The organism is Nocardia sp. NPDC058497, from assembly GCF_042720195.1.
Classification (GTDB): domain Bacteria; phylum Actinomycetota; class Actinomycetes; order Mycobacteriales; family Mycobacteriaceae; genus Nocardia.
The window spans coordinates 1-20,007 of sequence record NZ_JBHXMY010000046.1 but is presented as its reverse complement, the minus strand read 5'-3'; the positions used below and the strand labels follow the sequence as shown (position 1 = coordinate 20,007).

Genomic DNA, 20,007 nt, shown 5'->3' with positions numbered 1-20,007 from the left:
GCGCCACAGATCCTGTCGCCCGCGGCGTAATGCGGTATTCACCCTGGTCGAGCGTATAGATGGTGAGACCGACCGAGGCCGGGTCGAGGATGTCGATGACCCAATAGTGGGCGATCGAATTGGCAGCGTACTCCCCGGCTTTGACCGCGTAGTCACGCACTGCGGATTCGCCGGACGTCGCGATCTCGATCGCCACATGGATCTGATCAGCCCGTACGCGCTGCTGGTCGCCCACCTCGATTCCCGCCACCACCACGTCCGGCATACGGCGCGGTGAACGGCCGATCAATTCGGCCTCCAACTCCGCGAACGCCTCGTAAGCAGGCGGCAGCTGACTGTCGAGCTGCATGAGCAGGCGCTTGATCGCCCGGCTGTGCGGCGCCGCTGGTCGCGCATTCACGAGTAGGAAACCGTCCTCGATCTCGTAACGATGGGTCGTGTCGATCGGTAAGGCGTCGAACTGCGCGGCTGTGATCGGCCGCCCATGTAGCGGCGATGCCAGCTCAGCCATCATCTTCCACCTCGTCTTCTGACCGCCCGCGACGCGTCGAGACACCCATCATCGCACCCCGCGACGCGGAGGCAGGCCTACCAGATCGTCACGCGCTCGCCGGGAGCCAGGTAGAGCTGGTCGTCGGGCGTCACGTCGAAGGCATCGTAGAAGCTGTCGATATTGCGCACGACCGCGTTGCACCGGAACTCCGGCGGCGAGTGCGGGTCGACGGCGAGTCGGCGGATCGCCTCCTCGGGGCGGGCCTTGGTGCGCCACACCTGCGCCCAGCCGTAGAAGACGCGCTGCAAGCCGGTGAGCCCGTCGATGACCTGCGGTTCGGCGCCGTCGAGCGAGATCTTGTACGCGGCCAGCGCGATCGACAGACCGCCCAGGTCGCCGATGTTCTCGCCGATGGTGAACTCGCCGTTGACGGTGTGCTCGTCATCCAGGTCGACGGGGGACAGCACGTCGTACTGGTCGATCAGCGCCCTGGTGCGCTTGCCGAACTCGGCGCGGTCGGCGTCGGTCCACCAGTCCTTCATATTGCCGTCGCCGTCGTACTTGGCGCCCTGATCGTCGAAACCGTGGCCGATCTCGTGGCCGATCACCGCGCCGATGCCGCCGTAGTTGGCCGCGTCGTCGGCGTTCATATCGAAGAACGGCGGCTGCAGGATCGCGGCGGGGAAGACGATCTCGTTCATGCCGGGGTTGTAGTAGGCGTTCACCGTCTGCGGGGTCATGAACCACTCGCCACGGTCGACCTCGCCGCCCAGTTTGCCCAGGTCACGGTCGTGGTCGGCGGCGTAGCCGCGCCGGTAGTTGCCGACCAGGTCGGCCGGGTCGACCTCGACCGCGGAGTAGTCGCGCCAGGTGTCGGGGTAGCCGATCTTGGGGGTGAACTTCTCCAGCTTGGTCAGCGCCGCGGCACGGGTGTCGGGGCCCATCCACTCGAGGTCGGTGATATTGCGGCGGTAGGCCTCCTGCAGGTTGGCCACCAGTTCGACCATGCGCGCCTTGGCCTGCGGCGGAAAGTGCTTGGTCACATACAGTTTGCCGACGGCCTCGCCGAGCAGCTCCTGCACCAGCGACACGCCGCGCTTCCAGCGCTCGCGATTCTCCTGCGCGCCGGTCAGGGTGCGGCCGTAGAAGTCGAAGTTCTCGGCGACGACCTCGTCGGTCAGGTACGGCGCCCTGGCGTGCAGCACCTGCGAGACCGCCCAGTCCTGCCAATCCGCCTGCGGCACAGCGGCCCACGCCTGCGCGAAGGCACGCACGTAGTCGGGCTGACGGACCACCAGCTCGGCGAACAGTTCCGCGCCGCTGCGATCGAGTCCGGAGGCGATGGCGTCGACCCAGGCGGCCCAATCGAATTCGGGGTTCTCGGCGGCCAGCGCGGCGAAAGTGGTGAGGTTGTAGCTCTTCTCGGCATCGCGACGGCGCACCACGTCCCAATGGCCCGCGGCGAGTGTGCGTTCCAGTTCGAACACGCGGCGGGCGGCGTCGGCCGGGTCGGCGGGCAGCAGGCCCGCCAGCGCCGGGTCGGCGGCGATGGTGAACATCTTCGTGAGATGGGCCTGGTAGGCCTCGCGGATCTCGGCGAATTCGTCCGAGCGGTAGTACGACTCGTCCGGCAGGCCGATCCCCGACTGGGTGGCGTGCACCAGGTAGCGGGTGGAGTCCTTGTCGTCGGTGTCGACGTAGTAGCCCAGCGCGCCGCGCACGCCGGTGCGCTGCAACCGGCCCAGCAGCGCGGCGAACGCGCTCGGGCCGTCGACCTCGGCGATCTCGCGCAGCTCGGCGGCGACCGGCGTGAACCCGGCCGCGGTCACGGCGTCGGTGTCCATGAAGCTCGAGTACAGGTCACCGATCTTGCGGGCATCGGCATCCTCGGACGCGCCTGCCGCGCTGTCCTGGATGATCGCCTGCACATCGAGCTCGGCCTGGTCGTACAACGTCCGGAACGCCCCGTCCACCGCGCGGTCGGCCGGAATCTCGTACTCGGCCAGCCACTGCCCGTTGACGTGCGCGAACAGATCGTCCTGCACCCGCACCTCCTGGTCGCGGAAGGACAGATCGATCCCGGAAGGACTGCTCAGGTCGGAAGTCACGCGCTCCAGTATGCCGACAACCGCCGACACGTGTGGCCGCTCGCGGCGGGCGGGCTAGACGCAGACGAACTCGTCGTCGCGGACACCGGCGACGAAGGCCTCCCACTCACCGGCGGTGAAATGCAGCAGGACGTCGTCGTGGCGGAGGGTGGCCGAGCCGTCGGCGGACACATGGGCGACGAGGTCGGGGTGCCGGCGGGTGCTCAGCAGGCAGTGCAGGAACGCGGTCCACAGCTCGGCGTCGACGGTGATGATCGGTTCGTCGAGACCGACGTTCAGCGGATTGCGACGGAATTTGCTGTCACGTATCTGAACCGTGTCGCCATCGAAACGGACCTCGACACATTGGTTGCCGTTATTGGAGCGCGACGAGGTGAACCAGCCGTGATCGGCCGGGCGGCGACGAGCGGTGGTGGACATGACCCGAATCTTACACGCTCGCATAGTCGCTGATCAGGGCCAGCGATTCGGTGCGCGAGAGCGATTGCTCCCTGGCACGCAGGTAGGCGAAGCCGAGATCACGGACCTGCTCGGCGTCGTCGACCGGGCCGCCGAAGACGGCGCTCTCGGCCCACGCGAAGGTAGGTAGCTGATCGCTTGCGAAGTCGAGCAGGTGGAAGCTCGAGCCACCGAGGACCGCGCCCTCGGGCGCGCTGAACGGGATGACGCGCACGTCGACGGTGTCCAGTTCGCGCATCAGGTCGGCGAGATGACGCAGCTGCCCGCGCAACACCTCGGGCCCACCGGTCTGCTGCCGCAACGTGGCCTCGCCGAGGACCGCGGTGAGCTCGAGCGGATCGGGCTCGTGCAGACGCTGCTGTCGGCGCATCCTGATCGCGACCAGCTGGTCGACCTGCACCGGCCGGATCATCACATCGGCGCTGATCAGGGCACGCGCGTACGCCTCGGTCTGGAGCAGGCCCGGCACGATCAGGCTGTCGTAGCTGCGGATGCTCAGCGCGCCAGCCTCCATGCCGTAGAGACGCTGCAGCTCGGGACCGATCAGCGCCGACGAGGTCGACCACCAGCCGCGCCGCTTGCTCGCCTCGAGCAGCGCGAGCAGTTCCCCGCGCTCGTCGGCGGCCACGTCGAGCACGTCGAGGACCGGTTCTATGGTGGTGCGGGTGAGCACCCGCCTGCCCTTCTCGACATGGGACCAGTTGGCAGGGGTGAACCCGACCCGACCGGCGAAGCCGGCCGAGTCGAAGCCGCGCTGCTCGCGCAGTTCGCGCAGGCGCAGCACCAGTTCCCAGCGCGCCGCGGTGGGCGAAACGGGTGCCATGGGCGAATATCGTACGCTGATCGACACGCCAGCTACTGACTATTGTCAGCGCGGTTGTGCGGCATTAGGCTGTTGCGAACGGCATTTTTCCCCTGGTCCAGGCCGTTATAGAAAAGTTTCCCGCTTCACCCGGTTCGTGATGCAGAGTTCCTCCCCGTTCGAGCGAATCCACAGCTACATCGAGTCACCGTCGACAGAGACGAGGTCGTGATGAGCACGTCGCGCACTGATGAAAAAGGCGGGTATACCGCGGCCGAGGAATACTCGGCCACCCAGGATGCGCTGGCGCGCTGTCGCCACTATCGCAAGCACAACGGGCTCTACGGCGTGGTCGACTCATCGATGGGCCGGATCATGCTGGAAATCGGCGCGGTCGGCGCGGTGGTCATGCCGTCCACGCTGGGTGAGCGGGTGCGCGGCCTGCTGATCGGGCGCGGCCAGCGCTGCGGACCGATCATCGCCCATCCCCGCTCCAGCCGCTGGACCTTCCTCACCGGCCCCACCGACAATTCCTATCTCGACACCGTGCTGTTCGCCGAGCTGTTCCGGGTGTGCGCCTCGGTGGCCTTACCCGGCAGCGAGATCGTGCTGCCGTCGCCCGCCGACGAACGCAGCGGCTACCGCACCTGGGTGCAGGAGCCCGACGGCGACTACCGGCCGGACTTCGCCCAGATCGTCGCCGCCACCCGCACCAACGCGCGGTCGGTGGTGCTGGCGCAGGAGTCGGGCTCGGCCTGAGGTCACTGCCCGCCGAGGCGGGCGTGCATCTCCCACACCAGCACCTCGGCGTCGCCGTGCGGGCGCACCAGCTGGCCGCCGGAACGGGTCAGCCGGACCGCGTCACCCTGGTACAGAGTGCCGATCCCTTCCACGTCGACCTCGCCGCGGGCCACGAAAACATGCAGGTAGGGGGCATCGGGCAGGGTGACGCCCGGACTGTCGGCCCGCATCCGCGCGACGTGCATGGCGGCGTGCGAGGAATTGATCGCGATGGCGGTGCGATCGCGGTAGCGGGGCAGGCCGGAGGCGACCGTCACCAGGCCGCCGCGCGCCAGTTCGTCGTCGATCTCGAGCTGCTGATAGCCCGGGTCGACGCCCGGCTCGTCGGGCACCACCCACATCTGGACGAAATGCACCGGTTCGTCGTGCTCCGGCACCTTGCCGTCCAGCCGCCACGAGTCGTTCTTCTCCGAGTGCATGATCCCGGTGCCCGCGCTCATCCGCTGCGCGAGGCCGGGGTAGATGATGCCGTTGTGGCCGAGGGAGTCCTGGTGCACCAGGCTGCCGCCGAGCACCCAGGTGACGATCTCCATGTCCCGGTGCGGGTGGGTGTCGAAGCCCTCGCCGGGCAGCACCACGTCCTCGTTGTTCACCAGCAGCAGGCCGTGATGGGTGTTGTCGGGGTCGTAGTGCTCGCCGAAGGAGAACGAGTGTTTGGAATCGAGCCAGGAGATCCGCGTCTTCATCCGGTCACCGCCGCGATGGAGTTCGATCCGCGGTGTCGTCGTCGATGTGGACATGACGTTCCTCCTGCTCGCACCCGTACCGCCGCCTCAATTCTGGCACCACTATTCTCACGTGGTGTCGACTGATCGCCATGACGGCTCGAATCCGGCAGGTGAGCGGCCGATCTCGATGCGATATCGGCTCCGCGAGAGCCGCGGGGTCATCCGGCGGAATCCGCAGATGCCGCGGCTGGCGCTGCTGCGGTTCGCGGCCCAGTTCGGTGACGGGATGTTCCAGGCCGCGCTGTCGGGCGCCATCCTGTTCAACCCGGAACGCGAGACCGACCCGCTGGCGATCGCCGCCGGCTTCGCGGTCCTGCTGCTGCCCTATTCGATGCTCGGGCCCTACGCGGGCGCGCTGCTGGACCGGTGGGATCGGCGCAACGTCCTGCTGACCGCCAGCGTGGCCAGGGCGGTGCTGATCGGCCTCGCCGCGATCGGGCTCGCGGTGGGGATCGGGGAGACGCCGCTGTTGCTGCTCGCGCTAGCGACCGTTGGCATCAGCCGGTTCGTGCTGGCCGGTGTGTCGGCGGCGCTGCCCCGGGTGCTCGAACAGCGGTGGCTGGTGCCGATGAACTCGGTGCTGGCGACGATGGCCTCGGTGTGCGCGGGCATCGGCGCCGCGGCGGCGGTGGCGGTGATCGCGCTGATCGGTGCGGGCGACGCCGCCTCGGCGGTGGCGGTGGCGCTCAGCGGCATCGGTTCGATCCTCGGCGCGATACTCGCCTTCGGCTTCCGGCGCCGGGTACTCGGGCCCGAAAGTGGTTCGGCCACTTCGGAGAGCACGGTGCACGCGATCGCGACCGGCTTGCGCACCGGCGCGGTCACGGTGTGGCGATCGGTGCAGGTGACGACGGCGATGATCGGCATCGGCGCGCACCGGATCGTCTTCGGCATGAACACCCTGATCATGGTGCTGGTGCTGCGCCAGCCGACCGGGGACACCGAGATGAGCGGTGGCCTGGTCGGATTCGGTGTCGCGATCGGGTTCGCCGCGGCGGGCATGCTGTTCGCCGCGATCCTGACGCCGGTGCTCATTCCCCGGCTCGGCAGGCCACGGACCGTGCTGCTCGGGCTGACGACCGCGGTCGCCGTGCAGTTGACGCTGGTCACCCCGATCGCGCTCGCGACCGGTTCGGCCGTCGACAACGCGCACCGGCTGCTGCTCGCCGGCGCGTTCGGGCTCGGCCTCGCGGGCCAGACGATCAAACTGACCGGCGACGCGAGCATGCAGATCGACATCGACGACGACCAGCGCGGCCAGGTGTTCGCCCTGCAGGACACGGTTTTCAACATGACCTTCGTGCTGGCGATCGCGGCGACCGCGCTGGTCATCCCCGCCGACGGCCGCTCGATCGGGGTGGTGCTGGCCGGCGCGGCCGTCTACGCGTTCGGCATCGTGGCGATCGCGCTCAATTCCCGTCGAGCCAGGGCGGCCTGCTGAGCGGACTCACTGGTTCCTGCGCGAGCACCGCCCGGTGGTCGACGGTGAATGGCGGGATGTCCGGCAGCAAGGCCGAATCGAGAGCGGCGGCGCCGTCGCGGTCCCAGGGGGCCGCGTCGTTGCTCGTGTCGCTGTCGAAGTCGAGCCATAGCGTGTCGGCGATGCCGGTGTCGGCCAGTTCGGCCTGTCCCGACCAGTCGTGCACGATGCCGTCACCGGATCCGAGGACGTACTCGATTTCGTTCACATAGGGATTGGACGCACGGAAACCCGGTTCGGTTCCGGTAAGTTCATGGTCGAGTCGATGGTATTTGTTTGTTCGTTCGGATATGCATTCGAGGGAGCACATGCGCGCATCGCACGGATCGACCGCACTCGGCGCCCTGCTGGCGGTAACGCTCGCCATTCCCGCCTACGCCGCGCCGTTCCCCTGGATGCCGCCGCCCGTAAACATGTGCGGCGAAACAGGATTCGACCCACTCAACCGGCTGCCCGATCCGGCCGCGCCGCCCGCGCCGCTCGGTCCGATGGTTCCGCCGAGCGTCGACATCCCCGTCGTGATACCGGAGCTGACCCCGGTGCCGCTGCCCGATCCGCCGCACGACAACACCCGCGTCGCGCAGGTGCCGCTGCCCTCGGATCCGTGCCTCAATCCGTGTCCCGAGGTCAGGGACACGCCCGAACCCGAAGACGGAATCGAGGAGTCGGACGACACGTCACCGAGTTCGGGTTCGGGCTCGGGTTCAGGGACGGGTTCAGGTTCAGGCTCAGGGCTGCCGCGCATCCGGCTCAAGCCCGAGCGGGAAACCATCCCGTACCCGGTACCCGGTGGCGAGGGCGAACCGGCCCAGGAAGCGCCGCCACGTGTCGTGCGTCCGATCGAACCGGGTCCGCTGCGGCCCGCGGTCGCGGCGCCGGTGGTGGAGTCGGTGCGGCTCGTCGAGCAGATCACCGGGCACGGCTCGAACAACCGGACCGATATGCGCTGGCAGGTCGACGGCACCGACCTCGGGCTGTTCTGGGAGACCGAACCCGGCAAGGTGGCCGTGGTCTTCGGCGACACCTTCGGCGAGGGCTGGGAATACGGCGGCGCCGGCTCCGACACCGCCGACTGGCGGTCCAACGTGCTCGCCTACAGCACCGACACGAACCTCGACGACGGACTTGTCATCGATTCGATGGTGCAGGACAGTCCCTGCCACGCCGCCGAACTGCTCGGCAGCCGCAAGATCAAGAACTGGGAGACGACCACCATCCCCACCTCGGGGTTCGCGATCGGGCGCAGGCAGTTCATGAGCTACATGTCGGTCAACCACTGGTCGAGGGTCCCCGGCATGTGGCTGACCAACTACGGCGGCCTGGCGTACTCCGACGACGGCGGGCAGACCTGGACCAAGGATCAGCATGCCCGCTGGGAGAACATGTTCGGGATCGGCCGGTTCCAGGTGGCGGCGATGGTGCCGCACGGCGAGTACGTCTACATGTTCGGCACGCCCAACGGGCGGGTCGGGGTGATCGGCCTGGCCAGGGTGCGCGCGGCCGACGTGCTCAACAAGTCGGCCTACCAGTACTGGGTGGACGGCGATTGGGCGCCCGCCGCGGAGAATTCGGCGACACCGCTCGTCGCGGGCACGGCCAGCGAACTGTCGGTGCGCTTCGACGCCGACAGCGGGCAGTGGCAGATGGTCTACCTGGACGCGCCGGCCAGCCAGATCGTGCTCCGCACCGCGGCGGAACCGCAGGGGCGGTGGACCTCGGCGGCGCCGCTGGTTTCCACGCAGGACTATCCGATGGCCTACGGCGGCTTCATCCACCCCTGGTCGACGGCGCGTGACCTGTACTTCACGATGTCGGCGTGGCAAAGCTACAACGTGTACCTGATGCACGCCCGGCTGAATCCGCCCGGCTGAATCCGCCCGGCTGATCAGCGCGCTGGCACGAACCGCAATCGCTCGCCCGGCCTGGCCTGCGCCACCCGGTCCACATCCGCGTCGAGCACCACGGCGATCACCGGATAGCCGCCGGTGATCGGGTGATCGGCGAGGAAGACGACCGGCTGGCCGCTCGGCGGGACCTGGACCGAACCGAGCGCCACCCCTTCCGCGGGCAGTTCGTGGGTGACCGACCGGACCAGGGGTTGGCCCTCGACGCGATCGAGGCGGGCGCCGATGCGATCGGTGTCGGCGGAGACCACCCAGGAACCGTGGAACAGCTCGTCGGGGTCGGCGAACCAGTCGGCGCGGGGGCCCGGCCTGGCCCGGACGGTCAGCACCTCCGGTGGGACAGGGAGCGGCGCGAACTCGACGGTCGGCAGGGTGCGTGGCGGCGGTCCGACCGGGAGCTGCGTGCCCGCCTGCAATGGCTCGGGGCCGATGCCCGACATGGTGTCGCGGCTGCGGGAACCGAGCACCTTCGGCACGTCGATGCCGCCGCGCACCGCCACGTAGCTGCGCAGACCCGACGTGGCCAGGCCGAGGCCAAGCACCTGGCCCTCCGCGAGCTCGAGCACGCTGGCGTGGCCGACCGGCGTGCCGTCGACGGTCGCGGGCGCGGCGGCGCCGGTGACCGCGACCGTGAGGTGGGCGTCGGCGCGCAGGGCCAGCCCGCCGAGCAGCACCTCGATGGCCGCGAAGTCCTCCGGATTGCCCACCAGCCGGTTGGCCAGGCGTAACGAGGCGCGGTCGGCCGCCCCCGCCTGTCCCACCCCGGAATCGAACCACCCTGGCCGCCCCAGGTCCTGGACCGTCGCGAGCGGTCCCACCCGCTCGATGAAGATCAGCATGCGATCACTCCCCGATTCGCTGTCGAGGCGGCGCATCGTTGAGCAGCCCTGGTGTTATTCCGTGGTCGCCGTGTCGACGAACCGTACCGCCGTCCCCGCCCGCACCAGCGCTGGTGGATCACGGTCGACCACCCACATCCGCAGCTCGGTCGTGCCGATCAGCTGCCAGCCGCCCGGCGTGCCCCGCGGATACACCGCCGAGTAGCCGCCTGCCAGCGCCACCGCGCCGGGCGGGATGGCGGTGCGGGCCGTGACCCGGCGCGGCACCGTCAGCCTGCCGTCGGGCGAGGTCAGGTAGCCGAAACCGGGTGCGAAACCGACGAACGCGCATCGCCAGACCGTGCCGGTGTGCGCCGCGATCACCTCCGGGACCGACAGGTCGAGCAGCCGGGCGACCTCGGGCAGATCCGCGCCGTCGTAGCGGACCGGAATCTCCACCACGTCGTCGGGAATCTCGCTGTCGGGCAGTGTTCCACGGGAAACATCCGGCGAATCCGGTTGCGGCGGATCCTGATCCAGCCGGTCGAGCAGCGCGACGAGCTCGCGCCGGACCTGGACGCCGTAGCTCACCGAATGCATGGTCACCAGAACGGTTTCCGCCGCGGGCAGCACGTCCTGCACGCCGGCGATCGCGTGCACGCGCAGAGCCGAGGCGAGTCGTTGCACCGGCCGGGGATCGTCGAGCGTGATGAGCATGGCACGGTCACCCGCGGGCCGGATCCGCGAGTTCCAGTCGTTGGTCGTGTCCCTCGGTCCTGCCTCGTCCATCCTGCCTCCCACCCTCAGCCGAACGGCTCCACCGGTACGCCTGCCTCGCCGAGTGCCTGCCGAATTCGGCGGGCCATCTCCACGGCGGCAGGGGAATCGCCGTGGACGCACACACTGGCCACGGTCACGGCGACCGTACCGGGACCGTCTACGGTACGCGCGGTCCCCGACACCGCAAGAGAAACCGCCTGGGCGACGGCCGTGTCGGGCGGCAGCACCGCGCCGGCAACTCCCCGCGGGGCGAGGGTGCCCGTCGCGGTGTAGGCGCGATCGGCGAAGCCCTCGCCGATGAACCGAACGCCCAGTCTGCCCGCGGCGCGCTCGAGCTCCGTTCCGGCCGGTCCGAGCAAGGCGAGTCCGGGTTCGGCCTCGGCCACCGCGGCCAGCACGGCGTCGGCGAGCAGGCGATCGCGGGCGGCCGCGTGATAGAGCGCGCCGTGAGGCTTGACGTAGCGCACCCGGTCGCCCGCCGCGCGCGCGAATGCCGCGAGGGCGCCGATCTGGTACAGCATCTCGTCGCGCAGGTCGGCCGGGGCGATGGCGATATCGCGGCGGCCGAAGCCGACCAGGTCGCGATAGCCGACGTGGGCGCCGATCCGCACGCCCTTGGCGACCGCGAGTTCGCAGGTCCGACGCATGATGGACGGGTCGCCCGCGTGGAATCCGCAGGCGATGTTGGCGCTGGTGACGATGTCGAGCATCGCGGCGTCGTCACCCATCCGCCACGGGCCGAAGCCTTCGCCCAGATCACTGTTCAGGTCCAGCGGCATGCGATGCCCTCCGGTACTCGCGCGTCACTCCCAGGTGGGTATCCCGGTGATTCGAGCATGAACGACTCCGTTCCCGCCGTCACCACCGGGGCGGTTTCACCAGGCGTATACCCGCACCTCGGTGGCTTTGACCGCAAAGAACATTCGGAATCATCCGGCCGTGCTGCGCGCACAACACGCCGCGGAGCGTGGCCGGGTCCGCCGCGGGCAAGTACGCTCGGACCATCATGGCCACGTATTTCGATCCGAAGTCCTGGTCACTGTCGGGCGCTGTCGACCTGGGCAGACGCCTGCTCGACCCGTCGTGGATCGACCAGTGGCTCGGCTTCACCACGTCCTGGGCCGACCCCGTCGCCGACCTGGGCTCCGGTACCGTCACCGCGCTCATGCCCGATGTGCTGATGACCGTGCTCAGCGAGGGGATCCTGAGCCGGTTCGGCGGGCAGGAAGTCAGCGCCACCCTGCTCGGCCACGACCTCACCGCCACCCTCGACGTGTTCAAGGTGCGCAGGCGCGGCGCCCACTTCCAGAGCAAGACGGTGCTGTCGGACCTGGTCTGGGACTCGCATCCGTTCGACAACGTCACCGTCGTCGCGCACGGCGTCCGGCTCATCCCCGGTGTGCCGACCAAGATCCGCGTGCAGCAACTCGACATCGAGGGCACCATCGGCATCGGGGCGCTCGTGGAATGGGTGGACGCGCAGAACCTGGACTGGCGGGTGCGTCTCGACGAGCACGGCCGCATCCTCGCGACGCATCGCACCCGCAAGATGCGCGCTCTGGTCGAGGCGCAGGTCTACGACAATCTGCTCAGCATCGATATCCGCAAGGCCAGCTGGCACGGCATCCGGCTGCCCAAGCGCGCGGTACCGGCACCGGCGCTGCTGCTCGACGACCTGCCCAACCGGGCGAGCATCTCCTACGCGCACCGGCGCGGCGACAAGGTGCGTTTCCGGATCGAACTGCCCGCGACGACCGGCTCGTTCGACCTGGCGCAGATCCGCTCGGCCATCATCGCGGGCACCACGCTGATCGTCTTCTGATCAGGCGTTCTCGGCGGCCCACCACTCGAGCAGCGCCGCTTCGGCTTCCTCGCGGGTCATCGGGCCACGGTCCAGGCGCAGGTCCTTGAGGTATTTCCACGCCTTGCCGACCTGCGGACCCGGCGCCAAGCCGAGCAGCTCCATGATGGAGTTGCCGTCCAGATCGGGCCGCACCCGCGCCAGATCCTCCTGCGCGCGCAGCGTGGCGATGCGCTCCTCGAGCTCGTCGTAGGTGGCGCGCAGGGCCGCGGCGCGGCGCTTGTTGCGGGTCGTGCAGTCGGCGCGGACCAGCTTGTGCAGGCGATCGAGCAGGTCGTCGGCGTCGGTGACGTAGCGGCGCACCGCCGAATCGGTCCACTGGCCCTTGCCGTAGCCATGGAAGCGCAGGTGCAGGAACACCAGGCGCGCAACCTCTTCGGTGAAGGCCTTCGGATACTTCAAGGCGCGCATGCGCTTGCGCACCATCTTCGCGCCGACCACCTCGTGATGGTGGAAGCTCACGCCGCCGCCGGGCTCGTTGCGCTTGGTGTCGGGCTTGCCGATGTCGTGCAGCAGCGCCGCCCAGCGCAGGACCAGGTCGGGATCGCCCTCTTCCTGGTCGATCGCCTGGGAGAGCACGGTCAGCGAATGCTGGTAGACGTCCTTGTGCTGGTGGTGCTCGTCGATCTCGAGCTTCATCGCGGGCACCTCGGGCAGCACCCGCTGCGCCAGGCCGGTGTCGCACATGAGGTTGATGCCGTCGATGGGGTGCGCGGCGCCGATCAGCTTGTCGAGTTCGGTGCGCACCCGCTCGGCGGTGATCCGGTCGATCTGGTCGGCCATCTCCACGATCGCGGCCCGCACCCGCGGCGCCACCTCGAAACCGAGCTGGGCGACGAAGCGAGCGGCGCGCAGCATCCGCAGCGGGTCGTCGTCGAACGAATCCTGCGGCGCGGCAGGGGTATCGAGGACGCCGTCGAGCAGGGCGTCGAGACCGTCGAGCGGATCGACGAATTCGAGCGAGCCGTCGGCGGCGATCTTCACCGCCATCGCGTTGACCGTGAAATCGCGCCGGACCAGGTCACCTTCGAGCGTGTCACCGAAGGTGACTTCGGGATTGCGGGAGACCCGGTCGTAGGTGTCGGCGCGGAAGGTGGTGATCTCGAGCTGCTGATCGGCCTTGGCCGCGCTGACGGTGCCGAAGGCAAGGCCACCGGTGTCCCAGAGATGGTCGGCCCAGCCGCGCATCATCTCCTGCACCACGTCCGGCCTGGCATCGGTGGTGAAATCCAGATCGGTGCCGAGCCTGCCCAGCACCGCGTCCCTGACGCTGCCGCCGACAAGATAAAGGGAATGGCCGCGCTCGGCGAACATCTCACCCAACGGTGTCAGCACATCCGACAACTGCCCCAGCGTCACCGCCGCCGCGGCCAGCAGCCGAGCTCGACGATCCGCCACAGCATCAGGGACAACGTTCGGGGACACCACGACCAGCCAGCCTACTGGGCTTGTCCGCCTCCCCGGAACTCAGCGGGCCTTTCAGGAGCTCGACCGTTGGTCGTCGGGCTCGCGATTAGGTGGGCAGCGGCTGGGAGGTGGCTGGGGAGTTACCCATGTGCTCACGTGATCAGCGGGTTGCGGAAGCGCCGTCCCGCACTCCGGGCACACCGGCACCTATAAGCTGGCGGGGTGTCTCCTCCGGCCGAGGGCGCGAACAATCGACGCGCCCCCCCCCGGCGGGGGGGGGGGGCCCCCCATCCGATCGAGCCGACGACACCGCGGCAGTGGGAGGCCCGGATCCATCTGCACTGGTCCCGGCTGGCCGAATTGACCGACGGCTACCGGGATCTGATCACCGACGTCACCGAGCACCGCAGGCGGTTGCCGGTGTGGTGACGCTCAGTTCTTGTCGGTGACCTCGGCCTCGACGAACACGGTGTCGACAACGGCGTCCTCGCCGACCGGGACGTCCTCGGCCTCGACGAACGCACCGGTGGCACGCTCGTCGTCGAATTGCTGCTCGGCATCACGGCGGGCGGCCGCGGCTGCCTCGTTCATCTCGATCGTGTCGGTGACGAACTCGCCGATCTCCCGCGCGACCTCGGCCACCACGCCGGTGATCAGTGTCGCGATATTGCCGACATGCCGGGCACCGGAGGACGTCAATTCCTGGACAAGGTCTTTGTTGCTTTCGAATTTCCCGATCATTTACACGCCCACTTCGGTTGCCTTCCGATTACGCATAACGATAACACCGGGCTTGGGTGCCCTCTTGACGAAGCGATCCGGCACCGACAGCTGGAAGATCTTGGCCCAGACCGAGCCGATCTGCTTGGCGAAACGGCCGGTGTTGTAGGGCAGGCCGTACTTCTCGGCCAGCGCCTTCACCTCGGGCGCCATCTCCGGGTACCTGTTGGCCGGGATGTCGGGGAACAGGTGGTGCTCGATCTGGTGCGACAGGTTGCCCGACATGATGTGGAACAGCTTGGAGCCCTTGATGTTGGCCGAGCCGAGCATCTGCCGGACGTACCACTCACCGCGGGTCTCGACCTCGGTCTCCTCCTTGGTGAACGTCTGTACACCCGCCGGGAAGTGACCGCAGAAGATGATCGAGTAGGTCCACACGTTGCGGATCAGGTTGGCCACGGCGTTGCCAGCCAGCGTGTGCAGGAACAGGGGGCCGGTCAACGCCGGGAACATCACGTAGTCCTTGAAGACCTGCTTGCCCGCCTTGCGCGACTGCCCCTCGAGCAGCGGCTTGAGATCGGACCACTTGCGCTTGCCCTGGAGGATGTTCTCGATCTCGAGGTCGTGCGCCATCACGCCCCACTCGAAGAAGACCATCAGCAGGAACGCGTACACGGGGTTGCCCAGGTAGTAGGGGTTCCACTTCTGGCCCTCGTCGATGCGCAGGATGCCGTACCCGATGTCGCGGTCCATGTCGTGGACGTTGGTGTAGGTGTGGTGCATGTAGTTGTGCGAGTGCTTCCACTGGTCGGCCGGGCAGACCGTGTCCCAGTCGAATTCGCGGGAGTTGATGCCGCGCTCACGCATCCAGTCGTACTGACCGTGCATGACGTTGTGGCCGATCTCCATGTTGTCGAGGATCTTCGACACACCGAGCGCCGCCACGCCCGCCAGCCAGAACGGCGGCAGGAAGCCCAGGTACATCAGTCCGCGGCCGGCGATCTCCAGGCCGCGCTGGGTTTTGATGATCTTGTAGATGTAGTCGCGGTCGCGTTCGCCGAGGTCGGCCTCGATGCGGGCGCGCAGCTCGTCGAGCGCCTGGCCCAGCTCCTCGACCTGCTCCGGGGTCAGGATGACCGGGCCGTCTTTGCCTTCGGTGAGGATCGTCATAGCTGTATCTCCCCTTGGTTGGTTGATCGGTTGTCTAGAGGGCGATGTCGACGTCGCCGACGGCGGTGTTCACGCAGATCTGGATCTGCTTGTCGGGGTCGGCGTCGAGTTCGCCGGTGCGCAGGTTGCGGGTGCAGCCGGAGACCTTGGTCGCGGTGCAGGAGAAGCAGATCCCCATGCGGCAGCCGTATTCCGGGGTCAGGCCCGCCGATTCGGCCTGTTCGAGCAGCGATGCTCCGGTGTTGCCGGCGGCGACGTCGCTGCCGGAGAAGGTGATGGTGCCGGTGGCCTCGGCCGGGTCGGCCGGGACGGTGGTGAGGGTGAACTCCTCGCTGTGCACCCGATCGGCGAGACCCTCGGCCTCGAAGATGGTCCGCACGGCCCGCATCAGCGGCGGCGGCCCGCAGAGGAAGGTCTGCGCGCCGGCGAACCACGGGGCGACCCGCTCGAGCTCGTCGTAGTCGAAGAACCCACTGCCGGTGGAGGTTTCGCCGTTCACCACGGCGCCCGGCTCGACCGGGTACCGGTACTCCACCCGGAAGTTGGGGCGGCGGTTGGCGATCGCGGTCAGCTCGGCCCGGTGCGGCACCATCTCGGGCTGACGCGCGTAGTGCAGGAAGGTGACTTCACCGGTGAAGCCCTCCGCGTCGAGGGTACGCAGCATCGACAGCACCGGGGTGATGCCGCTGCCACCGCTGACCAGCAGTACCCGGTCCGGGCGCTGCTCGGGTAGCGCGAAGACACCGGCGGCGGGCGCCAGGTCGACGACCATGCCCGGCTTGGCGTTGTCGTGCAGGTAGTTCGAGACCAGCCCGCCCGGATGCGCCTTCACCGTCAGCTGGATGAACCGGTCGCCCCGGCTCTCCGGATCGATCGGCGAGTAGCAGCGGGTGTGCCGGACGCCGTTGATCGAGACGCCGATCTGCACGTACTGGCCGGCGCTGTGGCCGCGCCACTGCCGGGAGGCGCGCAGGGTCAGCGTCACCGAGCCGGGCACCGCGTGCGAGACATGGGTGACCTCGGCGCGCAGTTCCCGCGCGGTGAGCGCGGGGCTGACCAGCTCCAGGTACCGGTCCAGCGGATGCGGCGTCGTCAACGTCTGCACCAGGTCGATCAGTCCCACCATGCGTCTTGCCCCTCTGCGGAAGTCCTTCGGCATGCGATTCACATTTCAGTGCACGCCTGTACACTCACCAGTGTGCCGGATGGACCCATCCCGCTGTCAACCGGCAAAGATGTGAGGCGGGCAACATATCCAGGGAAGCGACTATGGTGAACGGATGTATGCTCACCGATGTGACTGAGCAGGCAGGAACCCGCAACGAGCGCAAGGCGCACACCCGTGCGGCCCTCCTCGAAGGCACCCTGACGCTGGCCGCCGACCGCGGCTTCGCGGCGCTGAGCCTGCGGGAGATCGCCCGCTCGGCCGGCATCGTGCCCACGGCGTTCTATCGCCATTTCGCCTCGCTCGACGATCTCGGCGCCACCCTGGTCGACGAGGGCGTGACGGCGCTGCGGCTGGCATTGCGCGAGGTCAGGCGCAAGCCGGACGCGCATCTGGCCGATACTGTGCGCTTCGTCTTCGAGCAGGTGCGGGCCAAGCGCGCGCTGTTCGGCTTCCTCATCCGCGAACGCCACGGCGGGCCGGCCCCGCTGCGCCGGGCGATCGCGATGGAGATGCAGCTGATCGTGCGCGAGATCGTGGCGGACCTGTCCCGGCTGCGCGCGCTGGACAACTGGAGCACGACCGAGCTCGAGATCGCGGCCGACCTACTGGTCACCACGGTCACCGACGGCATCGCCGCCTACGTCGCCGCCTCGCCGCGCGAGGAGGCCGCGGTGGTGGCGCGCACGGTCATGCAGATGCGCCTGATCGCATTGGGCATCGGCGGCTGGATTCCCAAAGCCGCTGACTGAGGGGCATTTCCGCTGCTGTCGCCGGATGCGGTCCATGGTGTAACACACCGCACATCCGGCACAGCGGGTAATTCAGAGTACGGGCGTACACACAGTGTGGCCGCGCGTACCTGGTGAAGTACCACTAGGCCGCGACGGTGGCGGGCGCGCGCACCGGCAGCAGCACGAGCAAACCTGCGGTCAGGACGACGAGCAACCCGGCGATCCCGGCCCGGTCGCTGTGGAAGACCGCGACGAACACACCGAACAGCGCGGGCGCGAGGAACGACACCGCCCGCCCGGTCGTGGTGTACAGCCCGAACATCTGACCCTCGCGTCCCGGCGGCGCCAGGCGCACCAGGAACGAACGCGCCGAGGCCTGCGCGGGCCCGACGAACACGGTGAGCGCGAGCCCGAAGATCCAGAACATCAGCGTCCCGGACACCACCAGCAGTACCAGCCCGCACAGGATCATCCCGACCAGCGACGCCACGATCACCCGCTTGGGTCCGAGCCGGTCGTCGAAGCGCCCCGCCGTGATCGCCGCCGCCCCCGCCACGACATTGGCGGCGATGCCGAACAGCAGCACATCGGCGTCGGCGAAGCCGTATACCTGCACCGCGAGCACGGCGCCGAAGGTGAACACCCCGGCCAGCCCGTCGCGGAACACCGCGCTGGCGAGCAGGAACCACACCGTGTGCCGGTCCTGCGTCCACAGTTCCTTCACGTCACGCCACAGCACGCGGTAGGAACCGAGGAGACCGGCCCGCGCCGCGCCGGGATCGGCCGTGGTGCGCGGCAGTTCGGGCACCGCGAACAGCACCGGCAGCGCGAACGCGGTGAACCAGACCGCGGCGAGCACGATGGCCAGCCGGACATTGAGGCCCTGATCGGTGGATATCCCGAGCACGCCGCGGGTATCGCCGTCGCCTGCCAGGAAGCCCACGTAGCAGATCAGCAGCAGCACGATGCCGCCGAAATAGCCCATCGCCCAGCCGAATCCGGAGACCCGCCCGACCGTGGCCGGTGTCGAGACCTGCCGCATCATGGCGTTGTAGGGCACCCCGGCCAGCTCGAACACGGCCGAGGCGAAGGCCAGCAGGGCAAGGCGGAGCCAGAGGTCGTGATAGTCGTCGCGGACGAAGAACATCAGCGACATCGCGCCGACGGTGAGCGCCGTCAAGGTCCCCAGCGCCCGTTTCCTGGAGCCGACGGCATCGAAGTACTGCCCGCAGACCGGCGCCGTGAGCGCGACGACCAGGCCCGCGGCGGCCCGCCCCCCCCCCCCCCCCGCGTGGTGGCCGTGGTCAGTTGACGCAGGGAATGGTGCCGCCGATGGTGGTGGTCACCGGTCTTCCGGTGTCGGGCAGCGGCGGGGCCGAGGTTGCCGGTGGGGTTGTCGGCGGGCCGAGCCCGGCGGGCACATCGATGACACCGGTCGGCGCCGTGGTGGTGATCGGTGCTTCCAGCCCGAACGCCGCCCGCACCTCCCGTTTGATCGCCGCCGGGTCGACGATATTGACGTCCTGGCCGTCGATCACGTCGTAGCGCACCACCGGCAGCGTGCGGAACTCCACCGGCAGCGTGCCCGCCGCGCCGAGGTCGCGGACGAAGTCGAACAGATTCCAGCCGTCGGAGAGCACGATGTCCCTGTGCGCCACGTCCATCAGCGCCGAGAGCCTGCTCAGATTGGTGAGCGTGCCGGAATCCCTGAGCGACTTGGCCACCGAGGTGAGGAACGCCTGCTGGCGGTGCGTGCGATCGAGGTCGCCGTTGTGCAGGCCGTGGCGTTGCCGCACGAAGGCCAGGGCCTCGGAACCGTCGAGGTGCTGGCGGCCCGCCGGGAACACCGCACCGGAGTACTCGCTGTCGTCGACCGCGTTGTTCAGGCAGACATCGACGCCGCCGATCGCGGTCGCCAGGTCGTAGAACCCGGCCAGCGAGATCTCGGCGAACCGGTCGATCGGTACCCCGACGAGATTTCGCACGGTGGACACGATCGACGCGCGGCCCGCCTCGCGGCCGCGGCGCTCCAGCACCACCGGGTTCGTCTCGCCCTCCTCGATCAGCTTCGCCTGCACCGCGGCCTTCTTCAGCCCGTACGCCTCTTTGATCTTGATCTGCCGATAACCCGGGATGCCGGTCACCGGCACGTAGTTGTCGCGCGGGATGGAGAACGCGACGATCTTGCGCAGGTCGGCCGGGATGTGCAGCAGGATCAGCGAATTCGCGTTGTAGCCGCCCTCGGTGCCGTCACCGGCGTGCAGCTGGTCCAGGATCTGTTTCGGCAGGTCGTTGCCGTTGAGGTCCTTGCGGGTGTCCAGGCCGATCAGCAGGATGTTGACGGCGCCGCCGCGCGAGCGAGGGGCGTCGGCGCCGAGCGCGGTGGACTGGGTGAAACCGGAATCGAAGTCGTTCTTCGCCGACCAGGACAGGCCGGTGCCGGTGAAGACGGCGAGCGCGATCGTCGCGCCGATCATCCTGGCCAGGATCAGGGCCGCCCGGCGCACGCGTCCGACCGGGGTCGTGCGGGCGGTGCGTGGGACCGGGCTGCCGACGCGCTGCGGTCCGGGCCTGGGG

General features: G+C 68.7%; 20 protein-coding genes and 1 pseudogene. 6 read left to right on the top strand and 15 right to left on the bottom strand.

Annotated elements, in window-relative coordinates; genetic code table 11:
- The 4 genes from ACFWPJ_RS05760 to ACFWPJ_RS05745 all read right to left on the bottom strand — a co-directional run.
- Positions 1 to 511, bottom strand: a 511-nt coding sequence (locus tag ACFWPJ_RS05760) for a Uma2 family endonuclease (RefSeq protein ID WP_378847636.1), incomplete at its 3' end; no start/stop codon positions are given.
- A 77-nt stretch (positions 512 to 588) separates the two neighbouring features.
- Positions 589 to 2,601 carry a M13 family metallopeptidase gene (locus ACFWPJ_RS05755; protein ID WP_378847633.1) on the bottom strand — a complete coding sequence of 671 codons (2,013 nt, stop codon included), beginning with the start codon at positions 2,599 to 2,601 and terminating at the stop codon, positions 589 to 591.
- Between the two features lie 54 nt (positions 2,602 to 2,655).
- Entirely contained in the window at positions 2,656 to 3,021 is a 366-nt protein-coding gene (locus ACFWPJ_RS05750) for a DUF397 domain-containing protein (protein ID WP_378847631.1), read from the bottom strand.
- A gap of 10 nt (positions 3,022 to 3,031) precedes the next feature.
- The gene (locus ACFWPJ_RS05745; protein WP_378847628.1) at positions 3,032 to 3,883 is read right to left on the bottom strand and encodes a helix-turn-helix domain-containing protein; all 852 of its coding nucleotides are present in this window, start codon (positions 3,881 to 3,883) and stop codon (positions 3,032 to 3,034) included.
- A 210-nt stretch (positions 3,884 to 4,093) separates the two neighbouring features.
- On the opposite strand from ACFWPJ_RS05745, the gene ACFWPJ_RS05740 reads away from it, so the two are divergent.
- Positions 4,094 to 4,621, top strand: coding sequence for a hypothetical protein (locus ACFWPJ_RS05740; RefSeq protein ID WP_378847625.1), 528 nt, complete (start codon positions 4,094 to 4,096; stop codon positions 4,619 to 4,621).
- Between the two features lie 2 nt (positions 4,622 to 4,623).
- Here the strand turns inward: ACFWPJ_RS05740 and ACFWPJ_RS05735 are convergent, their stop codons facing one another.
- Positions 4,624 to 5,403: a pirin family protein gene (locus tag ACFWPJ_RS05735; protein WP_378847622.1), complete on the bottom strand. Its 780-nt coding sequence runs from the start codon at positions 5,401 to 5,403 to the stop codon at positions 4,624 to 4,626.
- Positions 5,404 to 5,518: 115 nt separating this feature from the next.
- On the opposite strand from ACFWPJ_RS05735, the gene ACFWPJ_RS05730 reads away from it, so the two are divergent.
- Complete coding sequence (locus ACFWPJ_RS05730) at positions 5,519 to 6,832, top strand: MFS transporter (protein WP_378847639.1); 1,314 nt, start codon at positions 5,519 to 5,521, stop codon at positions 6,830 to 6,832.
- On the opposite strand, the gene ACFWPJ_RS05725 is transcribed toward ACFWPJ_RS05730, so the two are convergent.
- Positions 6,801 to 7,079: a hypothetical protein gene (locus tag ACFWPJ_RS05725; RefSeq protein WP_378847620.1), complete on the bottom strand. Its 279-nt coding sequence runs from the start codon at positions 7,077 to 7,079 to the stop codon at positions 6,801 to 6,803. The two genes, ACFWPJ_RS05730 and ACFWPJ_RS05725, sit on opposite strands and share 32 nt — an antisense overlap.
- 100 nt (positions 7,080 to 7,179) lie before the next feature.
- On the opposite strand from ACFWPJ_RS05725, the gene ACFWPJ_RS05720 reads away from it, so the two are divergent.
- Positions 7,180 to 8,742 carry a DUF4185 domain-containing protein gene (locus ACFWPJ_RS05720; RefSeq protein WP_378847619.1) on the top strand — a complete coding sequence of 521 codons (1,563 nt, stop codon included), beginning with the start codon at positions 7,180 to 7,182 and terminating at the stop codon, positions 8,740 to 8,742.
- 14 nt (positions 8,743 to 8,756) lie between these two features.
- Here the strand turns inward: ACFWPJ_RS05720 and ACFWPJ_RS05715 are convergent, their stop codons facing one another.
- The 3 genes from ACFWPJ_RS05715 to ACFWPJ_RS05705 are packed head-to-tail and all read right to left on the bottom strand — an operon-like array spanning position 8,757 to position 11,152.
- Complete coding sequence (locus tag ACFWPJ_RS05715) at positions 8,757 to 9,614, bottom strand: biotin-dependent carboxyltransferase family protein (RefSeq protein ID WP_378847616.1); 858 nt, start codon at positions 9,612 to 9,614, stop codon at positions 8,757 to 8,759.
- Positions 9,615 to 9,668: 54 nt separating this feature from the next.
- Positions 9,669 to 10,382, bottom strand: a complete 714-nt coding sequence (locus ACFWPJ_RS05710) for an allophanate hydrolase subunit 1 (protein WP_378847613.1) — start codon at positions 10,380 to 10,382, stop codon at positions 9,669 to 9,671.
- 14 nt (positions 10,383 to 10,396) lie between these two features.
- Positions 10,397 to 11,152, bottom strand: coding sequence for a LamB/YcsF family protein (locus ACFWPJ_RS05705; protein WP_378847611.1), 756 nt, complete (start codon positions 11,150 to 11,152; stop codon positions 10,397 to 10,399).
- Between the two features lie 227 nt (positions 11,153 to 11,379).
- Here ACFWPJ_RS05705 and ACFWPJ_RS05700 point away from each other — a divergent pair, with 227 nt between their 5' ends.
- Positions 11,380 to 12,195 carry a hypothetical protein gene (locus ACFWPJ_RS05700; RefSeq protein ID WP_378847608.1) on the top strand — a complete coding sequence of 272 codons (816 nt, stop codon included), beginning with the start codon at positions 11,380 to 11,382 and terminating at the stop codon, positions 12,193 to 12,195.
- Here the strand turns inward: ACFWPJ_RS05700 and ACFWPJ_RS05695 are convergent, their stop codons facing one another.
- A complete protein-coding gene (locus ACFWPJ_RS05695; RefSeq protein WP_378847606.1) occupies positions 12,196 to 13,632 on the bottom strand; it encodes a CCA tRNA nucleotidyltransferase in 1,437 nt (478 codons plus the stop codon).
- Positions 13,633 to 13,863: 231 nt separating this feature from the next.
- Here ACFWPJ_RS05695 and ACFWPJ_RS05690 point away from each other — a divergent pair, with 231 nt between their 5' ends.
- Positions 13,864 to 14,070 (top strand): hypothetical protein, encoded by a 207-nt coding sequence (locus ACFWPJ_RS05690; protein WP_378847603.1) that lies wholly within the window; start codon positions 13,864 to 13,866, stop codon positions 14,068 to 14,070.
- A gap of 3 nt (positions 14,071 to 14,073) precedes the next feature.
- On the opposite strand, the gene ACFWPJ_RS05685 is transcribed toward ACFWPJ_RS05690, so the two are convergent.
- Genes ACFWPJ_RS05685 through ACFWPJ_RS05675 form a run of 3 tightly spaced genes read right to left on the bottom strand, consistent with a single transcriptional unit; the run spans position 14,074 to position 16,657 of the window.
- The gene (locus tag ACFWPJ_RS05685; protein WP_378847600.1) at positions 14,074 to 14,382 is read right to left on the bottom strand and encodes a hypothetical protein; all 309 of its coding nucleotides are present in this window, start codon (positions 14,380 to 14,382) and stop codon (positions 14,074 to 14,076) included.
- Complete coding sequence (locus ACFWPJ_RS05680) at positions 14,383 to 15,531, bottom strand: fatty acid desaturase family protein (RefSeq protein ID WP_378847597.1); 1,149 nt, start codon at positions 15,529 to 15,531, stop codon at positions 14,383 to 14,385.
- Positions 15,532 to 15,565: 34 nt separating this feature from the next.
- Positions 15,566 to 16,657, bottom strand: a complete 1,092-nt coding sequence (locus ACFWPJ_RS05675; RefSeq protein ID WP_378847595.1) for a ferredoxin reductase — start codon at positions 16,655 to 16,657, stop codon at positions 15,566 to 15,568.
- A gap of 143 nt (positions 16,658 to 16,800) precedes the next feature.
- Here ACFWPJ_RS05675 and ACFWPJ_RS05670 point away from each other — a divergent pair, with 143 nt between their 5' ends.
- The gene (locus ACFWPJ_RS05670) at positions 16,801 to 17,448 is read left to right on the top strand and encodes a TetR family transcriptional regulator (RefSeq protein ID WP_378847593.1); all 648 of its coding nucleotides are present in this window, start codon (positions 16,801 to 16,803) and stop codon (positions 17,446 to 17,448) included.
- 124 nt (positions 17,449 to 17,572) lie between these two features.
- Here ACFWPJ_RS05670 and ACFWPJ_RS05665 read toward each other — a convergent pair.
- Both ACFWPJ_RS05665 and ACFWPJ_RS05660 read right to left on the bottom strand, forming a co-directional pair.
- Positions 17,573 to 18,712, bottom strand: a pseudogene (locus tag ACFWPJ_RS05665) (MFS transporter); the annotation flags it as partial.
- A gap of 22 nt (positions 18,713 to 18,734) precedes the next feature.
- On the bottom strand, positions 18,735 to 20,007 hold a 1,273-nt coding region (locus ACFWPJ_RS05660), incomplete at its 5' end, for an LCP family protein (RefSeq protein WP_378847590.1).